Origin of the sequence: Actinokineospora globicatena (assembly GCF_024171945.1) — a bacterium.
GTDB classification, from domain to species: Bacteria; Actinomycetota; Actinomycetes; order Mycobacteriales; family Pseudonocardiaceae; genus Actinokineospora; species Actinokineospora globicatena.
Genome location: NZ_JAMTCR010000007.1, coordinates 188,740 through 207,595 on the forward strand (window position 1 = coordinate 188,740; position 18,856 = coordinate 207,595).

The 18,856-nt window shown below is 70.0% G+C and carries 14 protein-coding genes; 6 read left to right on the top strand and 8 right to left on the bottom strand.

What is annotated here, in order from left to right; genetic code table 11:
• Both LV79_RS31985 and LV79_RS31990 read right to left on the bottom strand, forming a co-directional pair.
• Positions 1-663 (bottom strand): response regulator transcription factor, encoded by a 663-nt coding sequence (locus tag LV79_RS31985; RefSeq protein ID WP_253842047.1) that lies wholly within the window; start codon positions 661-663, stop codon positions 1-3.
• Positions 654-1,154, bottom strand: a complete 501-nt coding sequence (locus LV79_RS31990) for a histidine kinase (RefSeq protein ID WP_253842048.1) — start codon at positions 1,152-1,154, stop codon at positions 654-656. Before LV79_RS31990 ends, LV79_RS31985 begins: the two co-directional genes overlap by 10 nt.
• 317 nt (positions 1,155-1,471) lie before the next feature.
• On the opposite strand from LV79_RS31990, the gene LV79_RS31995 reads away from it, so the two are divergent.
• Complete coding sequence (locus LV79_RS31995; RefSeq protein ID WP_253842049.1) at positions 1,472-3,433, top strand: Hsp70 family protein; 1,962 nt, start codon at positions 1,472-1,474, stop codon at positions 3,431-3,433.
• 41 nt (positions 3,434-3,474) lie between these two features.
• On the opposite strand, the gene LV79_RS32000 is transcribed toward LV79_RS31995, so the two are convergent.
• The 5 genes from LV79_RS32000 to LV79_RS32020 form a co-directional block, all read right to left on the bottom strand.
• The gene (locus tag LV79_RS32000) at positions 3,475-5,367 is read right to left on the bottom strand and encodes a S8 family peptidase (protein WP_253842050.1); all 1,893 of its coding nucleotides are present in this window, start codon (positions 5,365-5,367) and stop codon (positions 3,475-3,477) included.
• Positions 5,368-5,524: 157 nt separating this feature from the next.
• Entirely contained in the window at positions 5,525-8,539 is a 3,015-nt protein-coding gene (locus LV79_RS32005; RefSeq protein ID WP_253842051.1) for an AAA family ATPase, read from the bottom strand.
• 62 nt (positions 8,540-8,601) lie between these two features.
• On the bottom strand, positions 8,602-11,493 hold the full coding sequence (locus tag LV79_RS32010) for a hypothetical protein (RefSeq protein ID WP_253842052.1): 2,892 nt from the start codon (positions 11,491-11,493) through the stop codon (positions 8,602-8,604).
• Positions 11,494-12,039: 546 nt separating this feature from the next.
• Positions 12,040-12,216, bottom strand: a complete 177-nt coding sequence (locus LV79_RS32015) for a DUF397 domain-containing protein (protein WP_253842053.1) — start codon at positions 12,214-12,216, stop codon at positions 12,040-12,042.
• A gap of 20 nt (positions 12,217-12,236) precedes the next feature.
• The gene (locus LV79_RS32020) at positions 12,237-13,088 is read right to left on the bottom strand and encodes a helix-turn-helix domain-containing protein (protein ID WP_253842054.1); all 852 of its coding nucleotides are present in this window, start codon (positions 13,086-13,088) and stop codon (positions 12,237-12,239) included.
• 200 nt (positions 13,089-13,288) lie between these two features.
• Between LV79_RS32020 and LV79_RS32025 the strand changes: the two genes are divergently transcribed.
• The 3 genes from LV79_RS32025 to LV79_RS32035 all read left to right on the top strand — a co-directional run bounded on the left by LV79_RS32025 (position 13,289) and on the right by LV79_RS32035 (position 15,118).
• A complete protein-coding gene (locus LV79_RS32025; protein ID WP_253842055.1) occupies positions 13,289-13,555 on the top strand; it encodes a hypothetical protein in 267 nt (88 codons plus the stop codon).
• Positions 13,556-13,713: 158 nt separating this feature from the next.
• Positions 13,714-14,505 carry a helix-turn-helix domain-containing protein gene (locus LV79_RS32030; RefSeq protein ID WP_253842056.1) on the top strand — a complete coding sequence of 264 codons (792 nt, stop codon included), beginning with the start codon at positions 13,714-13,716 and terminating at the stop codon, positions 14,503-14,505.
• 112 nt (positions 14,506-14,617) lie between these two features.
• Positions 14,618-15,118, top strand: coding sequence for a GNAT family N-acetyltransferase (locus LV79_RS32035; protein WP_253842057.1), 501 nt, complete (start codon positions 14,618-14,620; stop codon positions 15,116-15,118).
• A gap of 15 nt (positions 15,119-15,133) precedes the next feature.
• Here LV79_RS32035 and LV79_RS32040 read toward each other — a convergent pair whose 3' ends face one another.
• On the bottom strand, positions 15,134-17,332 hold the full coding sequence (locus LV79_RS32040; protein WP_253842058.1) for a helix-turn-helix domain-containing protein: 2,199 nt from the start codon (positions 17,330-17,332) through the stop codon (positions 15,134-15,136).
• A gap of 146 nt (positions 17,333-17,478) precedes the next feature.
• Here LV79_RS32040 and LV79_RS32045 point away from each other — a divergent pair, with 146 nt between their 5' ends.
• Together LV79_RS32045 and LV79_RS32050 are read left to right on the top strand one after the other, a co-directional pair.
• Complete coding sequence (locus LV79_RS32045) at positions 17,479-18,543, top strand: alpha/beta hydrolase (protein WP_253842059.1); 1,065 nt, start codon at positions 17,479-17,481, stop codon at positions 18,541-18,543.
• A 9-nt stretch (positions 18,544-18,552) separates the two neighbouring features.
• Positions 18,553-18,837, top strand: coding sequence for a hypothetical protein (locus LV79_RS32050; protein ID WP_253842060.1), 285 nt, complete (start codon positions 18,553-18,555; stop codon positions 18,835-18,837).
• Positions 18,838-18,856 lie beyond the last annotated feature (19 nt).

Genomic DNA, 18,856 nt, shown 5'->3' on the forward strand with positions numbered 1-18,856 from the left:
CTACCCGTCGATCCGCCTGGCTCGCAGGTACGCCAGCACGGCGAGGACCCTGCGGTGGTGGACGCTGGGGTCTCCGGGCAGGTCGAGCTTGGTGAAAATGGCCGCGATGTGCTTCTCCACGGCTTTCGCGGAGATGAACAGCTCCTTGGCGATGGCGTTGTTGGTGCGCCCCTCGGCCATCAGCCGGAGCACGTCGTGCTCGCGTTCGCTGAGCGCGCCCACCGGTCCCGCGCCGCCCGCGGGCCGTTCCACCAGGCGCTTGGCCAGCGACGGCTCGATCACGATCTCCCCTCCCGCCAGCCGGGTGAGGGTGTCGTCGAGCACCTGGACACCCGCGACCTTCTCTTTGAGCCGGTAGCCGACGCCCTCGGTGCCGATCTCCAGGACGCGCATCAGGTAGTGCGTCTCGGCGTAGTGCGAGAGCAGTAGCAGCCCTGTCGCGGGCCGCAGCGCCCTGACCCGTTCGGCGGTGGCCAGGCCGCCATCCGGTTCAGGGGGCATCCGGATGTCGAGGATGGCGACGTCCACCGGGTCGGCCGCGACCAGGGCCACCAGCTTGTCGCCGTCGGGCACCGACCCGACGACCTCGTGCCCGGCCGCGCGCAGCAGCATGACCAGGCCCTCGCGGAACAGTGCGCCGTCGTCGGCGATGGCTACCCGCACGCGCGCTCCTCGGTGACGTCGACCCACACCGAGCCCAACCCCCGGCGAACCCGCACGTCGACGTGGGTGTCGCGGGGCACGGACCGCAGGTGGTCGGCGACGGCGAGGCACGCGGCGGCGGCCGTCGCCCGGTCCACCGGGTCGCTGTGCACCGCGAGCGCCACCCCGTGCCGCTCCGCGACAGCGTGCAACGCCGGTTCGAACCCGTCGCTGGACAGCACCGGTGGATAGAGAGCACCACCGATCTCGCGGAGTTCGTCGAGCACAGCGGCCAATGACCCCTGGAGTTCGTCTATGCGGCCGGTCAGCACGGGGTTATCGGGCAAGTCCACGGACAACAACCCTAGCTCCACCGATAGCGCTGCCACCCGTTGCGCGGGCCCGTCGTTGAGGTCGCGTTCCAGCCCCCGACGCAGCGCGCACGTGGTCGGGTCCACCGGGCGCAACCGCACCGTGCGGACCCGTCGCCACCAGCGGGTGATCGGGTTCATCGGACCATGGTGCGGGTCGCGGACCGGCGAGGGCAACAGGGGTTGCCCTCAAGCCGGGTAGGGATATCCCTACCCGAACGCGCGAGGATAGAGTCAACTACCGGAGCAGGGCTGTCGCCCGCGCGGACTGGGAGAACTCCATGGGCCACGGCCTCGGCATCGACCTCGGCACCACTTTTACCGGAGCCGCCGTTGTCGGTCCGATCGGCAGTGGCCCCTCCACGACGACGATGGTGCCCCTCGGTCGTGACGGAGTCGTTGAGCCATCAGCGGTTTACGCCTCGGTTGACGGTACATTGCTCACAGGTGACGCGGCGATGGACGCGGCCCGCGCTGAACCGCACCGGTTGGTGCGCGGGTTCAAACGCAGGTTGGGCGACCCGACACCGTTAGTGGTGGGCGGTGCCCCTTACTCGCCTGCGGCGCTCTTAGCCGCGCAACTCAAATCGGTAATCGCGCGGGTGACCGCCACTACGGGCGCGCCCCCTGAATCGATAGTGCTGACGTGCCCGGCGGTCTGGGGACCCTACCGGCGCGAGCACTTCGACGAGGTTCCGCGGCTGGCAGGGCTGTCAGACGTCATCATGGTCACTGAGCCCGAGGCCGCGGCCACGCACTACGCGGCCGAACGCAGGCTCGGCGTCGGCGAGCTGGTCGCGGTGTACGACCTCGGCGGCGGCACGTTCGACACGACGATCCTGCGGGCCCGCGAGGACGGCATGGAGATCGTCGGCACCCCGGAGGGCATCGAACGCCTGGGCGGCATGGACTTCGACGAGGCGCTGTTCGCCCATGTGGACGCCGAGGTGGGCGGGGTCCTCGCCGATCTCGACCCGGCGGGCCCGGCCGCGGCGGCGGTGCTGGCGGCGACCAGGGCGGCCTGCGTGCGGGCCAAGGAGGAACTCTCGATCGAGCCGGACGTGACGGTGCGGGTTCCGCTGCTGTCGGGTCCCCGCGAGGTCGTCGTGACCCGTCTGGCGTTCAACGAGATGATCCGCCCCTCGGTAGATCTGACTGTGGAGGCGCTGCACCGCACGATCTCGTCGGCAGGGCTAACTCCACGCGACCTCGCTGCCGTGCTGCTGGCAGGTGGCTCGTCACGCATCCCTTTGGTGGACCAGGTTGTCTCCGCCGCGTTCGGTAGGCCTGTCCGGACAGGTCTGCACCCCAAGTTCACCGTCGCCTTGGGTGCCGCCGCGATCGCCGCGCGGCGGGTAGCCCCAACGCCGTCTTTCGTCCCCAGTCCGGTCCCACGGCCGAAGGTGAATCGGCGAAAGTTCCTTGTACCAGTGGCGGCTGTGACTGCCGCGGTCCTCGTGGGTGGCGGTATCGCTGTCTTCACCAGTGGCGGCACCGAGTCCGACAGTGCGTTACCTGAGGCTGTGATCGGCGCGAGCACGGGTAACCCTACCGTTGCGGGGACGATCAACAGTGTCGGCCGACGTCCACGGGGCGTCGCTGTGTCCGGCTCGAAGGTCTATGTACCGAGCAGCGTGTCGAACACGGTGTCGGTGATCGACCGCGCCTCGCAGAAGGTAGTCAAGGCGATCCCGGTGTCAGCGCCACCGCAGTACGTGGCGGTCAACGGCAACAGGGCGTTCGTGACGCTTCTTAACCCGGGCAACGCTGTCGCCGTCATCGATCTAGCCCGGGACGAGGTCGTCACGACTGTCCCAGCAGGCAAGGGTCTGTTCGTCCCGGACGTAACCTCTGACGGTAAGAGGCTGCTGATCCCCGATCAGGACACCGCGCAGATCCTGGAGCTGGAGTCCGAGGGCACCGTCGCGACACCGTTCGCCAAGGCGCCGTCGGGCTCACGTGGGCTCGTGGTCGACCGGAACCGGGTGTACATCGTCAGCGTGGAACTCGACCAGGTCACCATCCTCGACCTAGAGAGCCATCGACTGCTCGGGTCCGTTCGAGTGGGCGCGAGCAGCATCGCGCTAGCAGTGTCACCAGACGGTAAGACGCTCTATACAGCCAACTTCGATGAAAACTCGGTGTCGGTAGTGGACACGGAGTCGCAGAAGGTCACCGACACCATCGACGTAGGCGAGCGTCCGATGTCGGTAGCGGTAGCGCCGGACGGTAGGCACGTCTACGTCGCGAACAACGGGTCCGGAACGGTGTCCGTCATCGAATCGGGCACGAACAGGGTCACCTCTACTGTGAAGGTAGGTCGGGAACCCTGGTCTCTCGCGGTATCCCCTGACGGTGGCGAGACATACGTGACCAACACGCTTAGCGACTCGGTGACCATCCTCAAGACGGGGGTGTAGCCGTAAGAGGGCGGCGCAGGACGCGCCGCCCTCTTAGCCTGTCAGGCCGCGGTGACCGTGACGTCGTCGAATACGTAGGAAGTCGATGCCGCGAAGTCCTCCGTGGCATCGAAGGAGATCATCAACACCTGCCCGGCATACGCGCCCAGCGGGAAGGTCTTGAGCGCGTACGCGCCCGCGTTGGTGTTGCTGTACTGGGCCAGCACGGTGTTGCCCGCCCAGATCGTGACGGTGTCGAAGGGGACCGGGTCGGTCTCCTCGGTCACGATCTTCAGGTAGAACGACAGCGTGGAGTGCACGCAGCCCGGCGGGATCAGCACGGCCTGGCCGAGGTACTGATCATCGGTCACGCCGTAGCCCTCCATGGCCGCCGATCGGCTGCCGGTGCGCGGCGCCTGGTCGCCGGTCCAGTTGCCGATGGTGTTCGTGTCGCCGAACCAGGGGGTGTTCCCGCTCTCGAAGCCGGGGTTCAAGAGCTTCTGACCGGCGCTAGAGCAGCTGCCGGCAGCCGGGGTCACCTGGATCGTGAAGACGGTGGGACGCGCGCGGTTCGCCGCGTCCGTCGTGGTGATGGTGACGGTGGAGGTCGCCGCGGTGGTGGGCGTACCCGAGATGAGGCCGGTGTTGAGGTTGACGGTCAGCCCGGCGGGCAGTCCGGAGGCGGTCCACTTGTACGGGCCAGTGCCACCGGCAGCGGTTAGGGGCAACGAGAACGCGGTACCAATGCGCGCGGCGCGGAACCCAGGGTTAGCCACAACGGGGTAACCCGGCCGGTTGCCGGTGTTGGTGGCCAACAGACGGTTGGGAGAAGTCACCCGTGGGGCGGTGACCCTACCTTGCGTGGAGTCGAGGATCAGCGCCTCCGCCGCGCGCGCCGGGGTCAGCGTCGGCTCCGCAGCGACCAAGAGCGCGGCTGCGCCCGTGACGTGCGGTGCTGCCATAGAGGTACCGTCCAACACCTCGGTGGCGGTGTCGCTGGAGTTCCAGGTCGACTTGATGCTCTCGCCCGGGGCGAAGATGTCGACACAGGAGCCGTAGTTCGAGAAGTCGGCCATGCGGTCGTTCGCGTCCGTCGCGGCGACAGTGATGCCCTCCGGTGTGCGGGCGGGCGTGTGGTTGCACGCGTCCTCGGTGTCGTTGCCCGCGGAGATGGAGTACACAATCCCGTCGTTGATGGAATTGCGGACCGCGTCCTCCCACGCCTGGCTGGTGCCTGCGGCGCCCAGGCTGACGTTGGCGACCGCGGGGCCGGACGTGTGGTGCGCGGTCACCCAGTCGAGGCCCGCGATGAAACCGGCGGAGGTCCCGTCCCCGTCACAGTCGAGCACCTTCACCGCGATCAGCTTCACGCCCTTGGCGATGCCGTGCGTGGTGCCGCCGACTGTTCCCGCCACGTGCGTCCCATGGCCCGAGCAGTCGGTGTTGTTGCCGTCTCCCACGGTGTTCGTGCCCCAGGTGGCACGTCCGCCGAAGTCCTGGTGCGTGGTGCGGATACCGGAGTCGATGATGTACGCGGTGACGTTCGTGGCCGTGTTCGTCGGGTAGTTGTAGGCGTTGTCCCGCGGCCGTTCGCGCTGGTCGACGCGGTCGATGCCCCACGGCGGGTTCACCTGCGTGCCGTCGGCCTTGACCCTCAGGTCCTGGCTGACGTAGGCGACCGCCGGGTCCGCGGCGACCTTGCGGGCGGTCTCGGCGGTGAAGCGGCCCGCGAACCCGTTGAGCGCGTGCCGGTAGGTGTGGGTCAATTGTGCGCCGTAGCGGGACGCGACGGTCGCGGCGGTGGTGGAGGCGGCCGATCTCGCCCCCGGCGCCTCCTTGAACACGACGATGTAGCTGCCGTCGATGACAGCGGATTCCTTCGCGCGCTGCTTCACCGGGCTGTCGGACGCGCTCGACGCGGTTGGCACGAACACCGACAGACTCGCGATCAGCACTACCACAAGCGATAAGCGTCTACGTCTCGTTTGCTTCGACAAGTAGATTCCTCCCCCTTACGGCGCAGCGCAACGGCTGCGATCCGGACAAGGCTCACATCCCTTGTCCGGCCGCACAACCCGCCGATCGAGCAGGCCAATCTGGCGTAGTGGATACCTACCCTTGCCCGGGGGGCTTGCCGTTAGCGCTAGGCGCGGGGATGTCCTCAGGCAGTAAGACACAGAGGTCGCTGATGGTGGGCGCGGTGATTCCGCGCATCCGGCGGGCGTGCCGGGTGACGGCCTCGTCGAGCACCTGGCGGGCATATCGTCCATTGCCGAACGACTGGTCCCTGCGGACGGCCAGAAAGTGACTACGCAGAGCGGTAACCGTGGATGCCGTGCACTCGTAGCCGACCTTGGTGGCGTGCTGGCTGACGATGGTGACCAACTCGTCGGCGGTGTAGTTCGCGAACTGGACGTGGTGGGAGAAACGCGATTGCAGACCCGGGTTGGCCGCTAGGAAGCCTTCCATCTCGTCGGCGTAACCGGCGGCGATGACGACAACCTCGTCGCGGTGGTCTTCCATCAGTTTGACGAGGGTGTCGATCGCCTCGCGGCCGAAGTCCTGTCCACCGCCGGGGCGGCTGGATAGCGTGTACGCCTCGTCGATGAACAGCAGTCCCCCGCGCGCGCGATCGAAGGACTCGGTGGTGCGCTTGGCGGTGTGGCCGATGTACTCGCCCACTAGGTCCGCTCGGCTTACCTCGATCACTTGGCCCTGTGCGAGAACCCCCATAGCGGCAAGGATCGAGCCGTACAAGCGCGCGACGGTAGTCTTACCTGTTCCAGGTGGCCCCGCGAAGATGAGGTGTCTGCTGAGCGACGGCACGGGGAGGTTGGCCTCACGCCGTTGTCTTGCGGAGTCGAGCAAGTCGACCATGCTGCTTACTTCGCTCTTGACGTCGTCAAGTCCGACTAGACCGCGCAGGTCCGAGAGAAGCCTGTCGACCTGCTCTTGGTCTATCCGTCCCGCCCCCGCGCCAATTCCGCTGCCCGGCAACGGTCCTAGATCCTCCGGGAGGAGTCTTGTGAGCGCGACGGCAGGGGCGTGCTCGTCTTCCGCGAGCCGGTAGGCCTGCCTTCCCACCATCTCCTCGAACACCTTGCGCGCTGTGCGGCCGTTGCCGAAGGTGGCGTCGCGGGGCAGCTTGGTGAAGTAGGCGTGCACCGCCGCACGGGTCTCGAACTCCAGGCGGTAGTCGTGCGCCCGGCAGAGACCCTCCACAATGGTCACCAGTTCGGGTGCCGTGTAGTCGGTGAACTCGATCGTGCGGGTGAAGCGGGACGCCAGGCCGGGGTTGGCGGCCATGAACGTGCGCATGTCGTTGGTGTAACCGGCGACGATGACCACTACGTCGTCGCGGTGGTCCTCCATGAGCTTCACCAGCGTGTCGATTGCCTCTCGACCGAAGTCCGGGCCGTTGCCACCGCCGCCCGCGGAGAGCGCGTAGGCCTCGTCGATGAAGAGGACGCCGCCTAGAGCCTCGTCGAACTTCTCGGCGGTCTTGAGCGCGGTACCGCCAACGACCGCTGCGACCAGGTCAGCTCGCGCGACCTCTATGAGCTGACCCGTGCGGAGCACTCCTAGCGCGGTGAGGATCCGGCCGTACAACCGAGCGATGGTGGTCTTACCTGTACCCGGTGAGCCCGCGAAGACAAGGTGCCGGCCTAGAGGCGGGGAGGGCAGACCGGCCGCCGCGCGACGCTCTGCCATCTGGTGCAGTCGGACCAGGGTCTCGACCTCCCGCTTGACACCGTCGAGCCCGACGAGGGTGTTGAGCTGGTCGAGCAGCGTGGTGAGGTCGTCGGACTTCTCGGTCTTCAGCGGCGGGGTCTCTTGTGGTGTCTCGACCTGGGCGATGCCAGCGTCGTCCCGCAGGTCCTTACCCCGGTTCCGCTCGATACGGCAACCGCGCAGGTCGACCGGTTCGCTCGAACGCAGCACTACGCCGTCGCCGAGGTTCTGCTCGACGACAACGCCCCCGAGTTCGCCGGTGGCCGCGCCCTCCCAGAGCGCACCTGTGCCGCACTCTCTGAGTGTGCCGCCGTCGACTCTTACCCTTGCCGAGCCGCGCGCGATGACAGCGGTGCCCTTGGTGCGTTCGATCCGGGGTTCGGTGAGGGTGACGGTGGCGTTGTCTTCCGCGATGATGGCGGACCCGGTACCGCCCGTCACGGTCACCTTGGTCAGGTTCGCGGAGCCTGTGCTCCCAACCAGGACCGCGTCGTGGCCGGAGTCAGTGAAGACGCACTCGGTTAGGTCTACCCGGGAGGAATCGAGGACGTGCAGACCGTGCCCGCGCGCACCACGGATCTCGGTACGTTCAACTGTCGCGGTTCCCCCCTGCACCAGCACGATCGCCTGGGCCTGAGCGTTGACGATAGTGCTGTCGAGCAACGTGGGCGAGGAACCGGCCCCTACGAGGAACGCCACACCTTCCACTTCGGACAATGTGGTGCCGTCGACGCTAAGAGTGCTGTTCTCCTCAACGACGATGCCGGGGCCGTTGACGCGTTCGATCCGGCAGTTCTTGACCGTGCCGCCGCCGTTGTCCGCGGCGAGGAATGCTCCCCCGGACTCCGTGATGTCGCAGTCGACCAACCGCGGCGCACCCCCGGAGCGCGCGACCACCGCCGTCGTCGCGATGCCGGTGAACGTCGACGCGCGGACCTCGGCGCCGCCGCCGTCGAACACGAGCAGACCCGCGCCGCCCGGGTTGGTGACGCGGCAGTCGCGCGCGTGCAACTCGGCGCCGCCGCGGACCGCGATCGCAACGGCGGAGTCGGCGGTGACCGTGCACTCGTCCATTCGCAACGAGCCCGCGGTGAGGTCAACGGCCGCTTCGCCGTCACGGTGCGAGAGCACGATCCCGGAGACGGTCGCACGTTCGGCGGCGAGGTGCACGGCGGGCGCGCCACTCGCTTCGATGCGCACCTCTCCGGCCGACCCGGCACCGGAAAGGGTGATCTCGCGCTCGATGACGACGGACTCGCGGTAGGTGCCGGGGCGCACCGCGATCACGTCCCCGTCGACGGCGGCGGCGATCGCGTCGTTGATGGTGCGGAAGCAGTCGGAGTCGGTGGCCGACACGCTGAGCACCGAGCGGACCGAGGTCAGCCTGCTCGCCATCGCGGCACCTCCTGCGGGTCGGGCGACTCCTGGCGGGGGTCGGTGGGCATCGCGGTCTCCGGTCAGGCGGCGGGGAGCGCGCCGAACCAGCGCGCGGGGTGGGGGTGGTGGGGCACGTCGACGGCGGCACGCGCGGCGGCGGCAGCCCTAAGGTTGGTCAGAGCACGCTCGGCGGATGCGCCCTCTTCTGCCAAGAGGAGACGGTTGCCCTCTACGCCCAAGACCCGCAGCGCGGTGTGGGTGGGGAGAACGACGTCGTTACGCCTGTCTGCGTCGAGTAGACCCTCTAGGCGGCGGGCGGTGGTGGTCCAGATGAGCAGTTCGGTGTCACCGGGGACGGATGCACCTACCTGCGCTACGGCCAGCATGGGGCCCTCTAGGCGTAAGAGGGCGCCTTCTGCGTGGTTGGGCTGACTCGAGCCGGTAACCACAACGCCGCGCATCGTCGGCAGGCGTCGTAGTCCCGCGGTGAGGCACGTGTGGAACGCGGTGTCGTAGGGGCCGGGGGCTTCGGCGAACACGCGGACCACGGCGAGCTCGGTCAGGAGGGTCGCTTGATCACCGGAGGCGCGGAGACCGGGGCGCTCGGCGAGCAGTTGCACGACGGCGCGGGTGGCGGAGTCGTAGCGGGTGCCGAGGGCTGACCGGACGGCGCGGCGCTGGGCCTCGTCGCTGCGGGCGTCGGCCGGGACGGGGGTGTTGGTGGGGACTGCTTCAGTGGGGGTTGCGGCGTTGGTGGGGATCGCGGGGGCGGGCTTCGGGACGAGGGTGGGGAGCGGGCGCGCCTCGGCGTCGGTCGGGGCGGAGGTGGCGGGAACCAACCCGGCGAGACTCGCGACCGGCTTCTTGGGCGGCGTGGCTTCGCCGAGCGGCAGGCCGCCTGTGCTCGCCGGGACACTCGCCGACGTCACGCTCGCCAGGGACGCGATGGCCGCCGACGTGGGGAGCGGCTGGCTTGACTGAGCAGCCCCCGAATCCAGCCTAGATGCCTGCGGGTGGGAAGGACCAGCGTCGATTCCGGGCTGTGGATGGATTCCAGGGGTTGTGGACAGCGGCGCTGAGGTGCCAGGTGTTGGCGTGGTGGCGCTCGGGTGTGCCTGCTCGGGTTCGCGGCCGGGTCCGGGCTGGATCGCGGCGTCTGGGGGTGTGGTGATGCTGAGCGAGGAGACCGTGCTGGCGGGGATCGGCGGGCTGGTGACGGCGGCCGGGAGGTGGGCACCGGGCGGCGTGGCTGGCTGAGCAGCCCCCGAATCCAGCCTAGTTGCTTGCGGATGGGCGGTACCAGCGTCGAATCCGGGCTGTGGATGCGTTGCGGGGGTTGTGGATAGCAACGCGGCAGCGGCGGGTGGGGTGGGGACGGTCGCCGGGAAGTGGGCACCGGTGGGCGAGGCTGAATCGGCAGCCCCCGAATCCAGCCCAGGCGGCGGGGAATTGGTCGGGCCAGTGCGGATTCCGGGCTGTGGGTGCGTTGTGGGGATCGAGGACAGCAACGCGGCAGCGGCCAGTGGGGTGGCGGCGGGTGGGCTGGAATCGGCAGCCCCCGAATCCAGCCTAGGTGCGGGAGAGGCGGCGGAACCAGCGTCGATTCCGGGCTGTGGATGGGTTGCGGGGGTTGTGGAGAACAGCGCGGATGCGGTGGTGGTGGGGGCCGGGGTGTCGGGGGTGGGGAGGTCTTCGGGGAGGTTGAGGGATTCGGGGGTGAGGAGGCTGGTTCCGGCGGTCACGCGAGGGAGGGGGATGGACCACTGGTCGAGGGAGATGCGTTGGGTGTGGTCTTCGGGCCAGGGGGCCACTGGGGGGCGGGGGGTGCCGACGAGGTGGGCGGCGAGGGTGCGGGCGGCGAGGGTGGCGCCGGGGGTGGCGGGGAGGATTCGGAGGGTGGACTTGGTGGTGGCCGGGAGGTGGTCGAGGACCTCGGTGAGGGTGGCGATCACCGGGTCCGGGACGTCGGGGCCGCAGGCGAGGAGGAGTTCGGGGGTGGGGCCGGTGGGGGTGTGCAGGGCCGGGTCCACGATGAGGGTGTCCGGGCGGGCGAGGAGGCCGCGGGCGAGGACGTCGAGGGACCAGCCGGGGGCCAGGCGGTAGCGGGCCGGGGCGAACATGGCCAGTGACGGCAGTGGCGCGACCCAGCGGTCCAGCACCGGCGGGCAACCGGGGCGGTAGACGCTCTCGACGGCGAACGGGTACCAGGCGAAGTGGCCGTCGGCGTCGAGGTGGACGAGGCCGTGTTCGCTGGGGAGGCCGTGCAGCGCGCGGACGGCGGCGCCCCGTTCGCGGGCGACGGCCTGGGCGATGTCGGCGCCGTAGCAGGCGAGGACGACGCGGCCGCGCACGTCGGGTGGGAAGGCGTCGAGGACCTCGGCGACGTCGGCGGCGGACGGGGCGGGTTCACCGGGAGCACCGACGACCACGGTGGGTCGTTCCGGGTCGGGTTGGATCCACCGCAACGGGTCGTCCACGCGGGTGACGGCGTCGGGGACGCGTACCCAGAGTCCCAGCGGGATCTCCTCGTGCCCGGCCGGGAGGTAGCCCTGCCACCACGGTTCGGGGAAACGGTGGCCCATGGGTCGGCGGTCGGAGCCCGCGCCGTGCGCGACCCAGCCGAGACCGGCGGCGAAGGTGTGCCCGCCGGTCAACGCGTACAGGTCGCCGTCGGGGGCGATGACCTCGACGCCGAGCCGGTCGGCCAGGCGTCTGGCCAGGGAGACCGCGCCGCCGGACATGCTCGACGCGTGCGCCGCGAGCAGCCGGACACCGGTGTCGACCTGGTCGTCGAGGTCGGCGACCAGCCACGGGTCCAGCCGGGCCAGCGCGGGCCAGGCCGAGGCGCCGACCACGACCGCGGTCCGGTGCCGGTCCTCCGGCAACGCCGCCGCGATCGTCGCCGCCTGCTCGTCGGCACCTGGTTCGCGGAGCACCAGTGCGTGTCCCGCCCGCTCCACCGTGATCGCCACGATGTCCTCCTTTCCGTTCCCACTCACCACACGGGTGGGCGGGGGTGGAAGGTTCACCGGAATCCGGTCGCGGTCGAGCACGGTGTCGCGCGTGATCGAGCCGCTGCACGAGGACCTGGTGTTCCACGGACCTGCGCGCGGCCGGGGTGATCCGGTCGTTCGGGGACCTGCGGGGTCAGCACGGGGTCGACCTGGGGTGCGGGTGGGGCGAGCTGCCGCGCCGGACGGTGGCGAGCGGGCCGGGTCGGGCATCGACCGCGACGAGGTGGCCGGACTCGGGCCGAGGTGCCGGCGGCGGGCGGGCACCGGTCGTGGTGGTCGCACGGCTGGCGGGGCGTGCTGGGGATGGCGTGCCTGGGGCTGCCTGTATGCGAGGTCGCCAGCGCGGGAGGTCGTGGCGCCGGACTGAGCAGCCCCCGAATCGACGGTAGGTGGGGGCGGTGCGGCGGGGCCAGGGGCGGTTTCGGGGGTGTGGATGGCTTGGGGGGTTGTGGATAGAGGGCTGGCCCCCGCCCTGGGTGGGGCGGGGGCCAGGCCATCCCGGGGTCAGTGACCCAGGGTTCCGTTCTTGACGGCGGCGACCAGTGCGTCGATCCGGCCAACGAGGGTCGGACCGGTGGGGTTCTTGCTGTCGCGGACCACCGTGAGGGTGTGCGCTAGCTCCACACACTGCCCGTTGTTGCCGCCACTGAAAGAACTCTTACGCCACCTAACCTGCTTCATCTCTTGACCTCCCTGTTGGACTAGCCGTCGACCAGGCTAGTCAACAAGGCTCGCGTGTCCTCGGGTGAGAGAGCCTGCTCGGACATGCGCTGGAAGTTCGCGGCGTAGAGCGTGAGGTCCGCCGGGCGTTCCAGGTAGATCGCCCCATCCGCGTGCTCCAGGTACACGAAGTTGGGGGCGGGCTCGTCGGGCAGGGTCAGCAGTGAGAAGGGGTTGGTCATGCCGGGGTGGGGTCCGGCGGCGAACGGCAGGATCTGCAGGGTGAGGTAGGGCCACTCGGACGCCTTCACCAAGTGCTCCAACTGTTCCCGCATGTCCCCCACGGGCCGCCGGATGGCGGACTCGTTGAGGATGATGCGCAAGTCGGGCTGTCGGCCCTCTAGATGCCTCTGGCGCTCCTGGCGGAACGCGATCGACTTGGCTAGCTCGGCTTCGTCGATGTGGTCGACGAAGGCCGAACGGACCGCGCGGGTGTAGCTGGGCACCTGGAGGAGGCCGTAAACCAGTTCGGACTCGTAGACCGAGATCGCCTTGGCGTCGGCCTCGAAGCCGACGTAGGTCTCGTGCCAGTCGGGCATGGTGTCGCTGTGGCTGACCCACCAGCCGCGCTCGTTGCTCTCCTCGGCCTGGCGGATCAGGGTGTCCACCTGGGGCGCGCCGATGTCGTAGAGCTGGCAGAGGAAGCGCACGTTCTTCGGCAGGATCGAGTGCCTGCCGTTCTCGATGCGACTGATTGTCGGTCGGCGGACCCCGAGGTACTCCGCCGCGTCGTCCTGGGTCTTGCCCGCGGCCTCGCGCAGATCTCGCAGCTGCTTGCCGAGCCGCCACCTGCGCACCAGCGAGCCCGGTGTCAGGTCATCCGTTTCGTTCATAGTCGACAGTCTCCCGTGCCTCGGCGTACGTACGCCAGTCACACGATAGGGGTATTTCCGTGGCGCACGTACGTGACGTACGGTTCACTCACCGGTACAACTCTCGCCGATGAGGTGGTGCGCGCCGCTATGGATGGATATTGGACACCATACGAGGTCAATAGCGATCGCCGGGGTCATCTTCGCCCCTGGGGGCAACGATGAAGGGCCCTGGCGACGCGTGGCGCGCCCTGCTGTCGCGGTGGGGCGGGTCGCCCGGACCGGATGCCTGGTCGATCCCGTGCGTGGACCGGTCCGGCAGTCGGGCATCGATCACCGTGACGATCGCGCCGGACGGCGTCGTGGTCACCTCGTCGACGCCGGGGCCCTGGTTGATTCACCCGTTGCGGGTAGGCAGATTGCGTGCCGCGCTTCGGGACGCCGCCCTGACGTTCACCGCACTGGACGAACGTCCCCGGGCGGGCTGATCCACCGGCGCGCGGGTGCCACCTCCCCACCCGCGCGCCGGTTCCCCGGTGCCCCCGGCCGTCATGCCCCGACGGCAGGCGCCACCCGACCGGCCCACGCGTCCTCCCCGCGCGGGCCGGTCGGGCCCCCACCCCGTCCCCGCGAAGAAAGGCACGCGTTGACCTCCCGCATCCCCTCCCTGCGGACCTGGCTGCTCGGCAGGCGCCTGCGGCACCTCATCGACAGCACGGGCATCGCCCACCGCGACATCGCCGAACGGCTGAACTGGCACCGCTCGGACCTGTCGCGGTTCCTCAACGGCCAACGCGGCATCCCCAACCCCGAACTCGGCCTCTTGCTGTTCACGTGCGGCGTCAACACCAGGTCCCAGCGCCAGCACTTCCTGTCGCTCAACTCCGACGCGCGCCGCGAGGAGTGGTGGCACGACGGGCACGACTCCCCCTTGTTCACCCAGACCCTCGACGAACTGGAGACGCAGGCGGCCCGGATCACCTCGTTCACCCCCGGCACCCTCCCCGCGCCGCTGCAGACCGACGACTACGCCGCGGCCGTTGGCACCACCGCGCGCAGGCAGGTGCTGGACGTGCACCCGCAGCCGGACTGGCACTTCGTGGTGACGCGGGAATCGCTGACGCCGGGCGGGCTGGAGCCGCGGGTCATCCAGGAGCAGGCGCGGCACCTGTTCTGGGAGTCGACCCGGCGCAACGTGGTGATCCAGGTGGTGCCGCACACGGTGCTCAGCCACGACATCCCGTTCCGGGTGATCACGGTGGCCGAGCAGGGCAGCCTGGTGCACTTGGACCTGGGCGGCTCCGCGCTGTTCCTGGAGAGCCAGGCCACCATCGACCGCTACCACGCGCTGGCCGCGAAACTGATCAGCACCTGCGTGTCGGTGGAACGCAGCCGCGACCTGCTGGCCGCCCTCGCCGACCCGGTGGTGACGGGCTAGGCGGTCGCCGGGAACTCCGCGAGTTCGACGCGGGGCAGCGACGATCTTGGCTGGTCATGGCCTGTGGACAACTTCCGCCGGGTTGTCGGGGGTCGGGTTTACCTTGGTGCCCATGAGCGAGGTTCGGCAGGCAGAGGTTCGACAGGCAGAAGTGGGCGATGGCGACGCGATCGGGGAGGTGCACGCGGCGTCGTGGGAAGCGGTGTACGCGCCGTTGTTCTCCCCGGAGTTCGGGGCCGAGGGGGTGGTGAGCAGGCGGTCGCGGTGGCATGCGCGGATCGCCGAGGGGGTTGGGGTGCTGTTGGTGGCCTCGCGCGGTGGGCGGGTGCTGGCGTTCTCGCACACGGTGCCGTCCACGGAGCGGGAGGGGTACGCGGAGATCTTGAGCTTCTACGGGCACCCGGACGGGTGGGGCACGGGGGTCGCGGCCGACCTGATGGCGGAGACCGTGCTCGGCCTGGACCGGGTGCACCTGTGGACGCTGCGGGACACCGCCCAGTCACGCCGGTTCTACGCGAAGTGCGGCTTCGTGGAGACCGGCGGTGAGCGGGACCGGGACTTCGGGGACGGACAGCCACTGGCACAGGTGGAGTACGCGCGGGTGCGCCCCTGAGACGGGCGGGTGTGGTCAGCGGGAGAGGTGGGTGCGCAGGCGGGCGTGGCGGAAGTGGTAGACGGCGCCGGACTGGCGCAGGACGCCGCGGGTGTGGGCGTCGGCCAGGAAAGTGGTGACGGACCACGGGAGGCGGCCCAGGAGGGGGAGGCAGAGGCGGGTGAACAGGAGCCACTGGCCCCAGGCGGTGAAGGCCAGGACGTAGGAGATGGCGCCGATGATCCCGCCGACGAGGGAGAGGAGGAAGCTGGAGAGGTTGTTCCAGTCGAGCTCGCCGACCACGCCGTCGAACAGGACGACCACCAGGGCGCCGCTGGAGTGGATGCCCAGCGCGAGCAGGGGGGCGAGCAGCGCGACCAACTGGATGGCGGTGGTGCGGTTGGTCCGCAGGATGGTCAACGGGCTGGTGACCGTGGCCAGGTCGTGCGGTGACTCCAGCAGCGTGACCAGGCCCAGGACCACGCTCGCGGCCAGGCCGTAGACCACGCCGAGGACCAGCGCGTTGACCACGGCCCCCACCAGGAAGTCCGCGGCCGTGGGGAAGCCGATGAGGATGGCCCGCAGCAGCAGGGAGATCGGGCCGTAGCCGAGGCCGACGACGAACCCGCCGAGGAAGCCCACGAGCATCCGGGCGGGCACGGACGGGCGCACCCGGACCCGTCGACCGAGGCGCAGGCGGACCCGGGCCGGCTCGACCCGGCCGCCGAGGACCACGACCATGACGCCGTAGATCACGCCGAAGGCGAGCCCGACGACCGGGGCGATCAGCAGGGCGTCGAGCAGCGCGATCGACATCCCCGACTCCCCGCGCACCAGCAGGGCGACCGCCGAGACCACGATGTCGACCACGGCCGTGACCAGGGAAGTGGCGATGACGACGGCCGCCACCCTGGTCGAGCGGCTGAGCATGTCCCCCAGCCGCCACCAGGCGACCTCCACCGGGCTGGCCGCGGCCAGGTGACCGAGCCAGTGCCGGACCCGGTCCAGCGGCCACCGGCGGTCGTCGGCGTACACCGACGGCAGGTACCCGGCGAGCAGGTGCTCCTCGATGACCTCGGCGGTGTCCAGGGCGGGGTCGGCGAGCGCGGTCGGGTCGTCGCCGTAGGTGGTGCGGGCGAGGGTGACCATGAGCGGGGTGCGCAACGCCTCCGCCAGCGGTGGCGGCAGGTAGTCGACCAGCGGTTCCCAGGCGGCGGTTCGACTGGTCCGAGGCAGGTAGTTGGCCAGGTCGGTCAGGTCGAGACCCTCGAGTTCGACCCCGGCGGACCAGTTGAGGACCGTGCCGACCGCCGCGTACTCCTCGGGGCGGCTGGTCAGCAGCATCGGCAGCGACGTCCGGTTGAACGCGGCCAGCGCGGCCGCGCGGAGACCGGCGGGGAGTTCGTCGAAGCCGTCGAGCACCGGCAGGACCCGACCGGCGGCGACCAGGGCAGCGGCGAGGCTCGACCCGGACGGGCCCGGGGCGAGCAGGCCGGGGTCGTCGCGCACCAGCCGGTCGACCAGCCACTCGCGCAGCGGGACCGCCGGGTCCCACCCGCCGAGGCTGAAGATGACCGGTACCGGCTCGGTGTCGGCGCGCGTGCTCAGGTAGTCCAAGACGAAGCGGATGGCCAGGACGGATTTGCCCGATCCGGCCTCGCCGAGCACGACCAGCCGCCCGGACGGGACAGCGCGGTAGATCTCGGCGACGCGCGACAGGTCCCCGGTCAGGTCGAGTGGCTGCGCTTGCGCGCCAGGTGGGACGCGGCAGACGTTGTCCCAGCGGTCGGCGAGGTGCTCGGGGACCGGGTGCCAGCGGACAGGCAGTGGGAACGGGTCGTGCACCCCGCGTTGGCCCTCTTCCTGCTCCCACCGCGCGCGGACGATGTGGGCGAGCCTGCGCACGGCGTCGGAGAGGCCATCGTCAGCCGGTAGCACTGACCGATCGCGCTGGGCGGGTAGCTCTACCGGTTCGGGTGGCTCGTCTGATCCCGCTGCCGTCAGCAGAGCGCGCCGGTCCTCGGCGCTGAGGTCCAAGGCGTCGGCGATGAGCTTGACGGTGCCGATCCTGGTGTCGCCCGGGTCCGCGCTCTCCAGCCGCCGGATGGTGCGCTCGCTGATCCCCGAACGCCGGGCGAGCTCCTCCTGGGTCAGGCCTGCCGCGCGGCGCAGCCCTCGGACGATCTTGTGGAACTCACCCGCGTGGGACTCACCCGTGCGGTACTCCCCCGCCACCGTGCGACCCCCCCCGATCGAGCCGGAAGTCGACCATATCGCCAACCGGCCACGCATGGCCGCTTCCTGACCTGTTCGGCTGACCAGCGGGTTCGCCAGGCTCGGGACACCGGTCCGACCGGGCCGGGTCCTTGGGAGGGATCTCCATGAACATCCGCAAACTGGCGCGGTGGGGTGCCGTGGCCGCGACCTTCGCGGCGGCGCTAGCACCGATTCCGGCAGCCGCGGCGGTAGAGCTACCGCACTTCGCCAACGGGTTCGGGCTGACCGTGGTGGAGCAGCCAGCGTGGGTCGACGACGCACGACGTACGTTCACCATCTCCGTTGCCTCTACCGAAGTCCCCCGGCCGACGCTGCTACCGGGCCAGGTGGCCGGTCAGCACAAGATCGTGGTGACGCTGCCCGAGGGGTACAGCGGTTCGACCGCGCGCTACCCCGTCCTCTACTCCCTGCACGGCAACCCGGACCGGCCCGACACCGAGTGGAACCAGCGGATGGTGGAGAAGGCCACGCGGGGCACGCCGCTGATCACCGTGCAACCCAACGGGGTGCGCAGTTGGTACTCGAACTGGGTGAACCCGGGCGCGGTCGGGAAGCAGAACTGGGAGAACTTCCACCTCAACCAGCTCATCCCGCTGGTCGACGCGAACCTGCGGACCATCGCGGCGCGGGACGGGCGGGCGATCCTGGGTCACTCGATGGGCGGGTTCGGCGCGCTGCACTACGCCGAGCACCGGCCGGAGCTGTTCGGCTACGTCGGCTCGATGTCCGGCGGGCTGGACCTGCGCGGCGCGGTGATGCGCGGCGTGGTGGTGTTCACCGAGACCATGGCGGAGTCCGGGGTGCCGACGGTCGGCGTGGACGCGATCTTCGGTGTGCCGGTGTGGCCGTTCGACGGGATCTGGAACGCGCAGAGCCCGGCGCACAACGTGGCCCCGCTGCGCGGCATGGGCGTCGCGCTCTACACCGGCAACGGCGGCAACCTGCTCGACAACCCGCTGCAGGCCGTCGCCGAGCAGCAGGCGCGCGAGACGAACCTGGTGGCGGTCGCGAACCTGACCGCGGCGGGGGTGCCGTTCGACTTCGTCGACTACGGCGACGGCAGCGGGTGGGCGCCGGGCTGCACCGGCAAGCACGCGCAAGAGCCCTGCCTGCAGGCGGACATGAACCACTTCGTCGGCCTGCTCATGGGTCGCCTGCGGCACCCGTAGGCGGTGGCGATGTCCCAGTTCCAGTACGTGTGCGGCGAGTGCGGGTTCCGGACTTCGTGGACGACGGAGTCGCAGGGCGCGCAGTGGCAGGAGAGCCACTACGCGCACCGGCACCCCGGTATCCCGCCCGGCGGCACGGTGCGGGTCCGCGAACGCGGTCGCAGCGGCGGCGGGGGCGGGTGCCTCGGCCTGGTCGGGGTCCTGTTCCTGGTGCTGCTGGCGGCGAGCACGTGCCGCGGCATGACCCGCGCGGCGCCCGAACAAGCGGGTGTCGTGTGGGTGGTCGGGCACTGAGATGGACGAACGGCCCCGC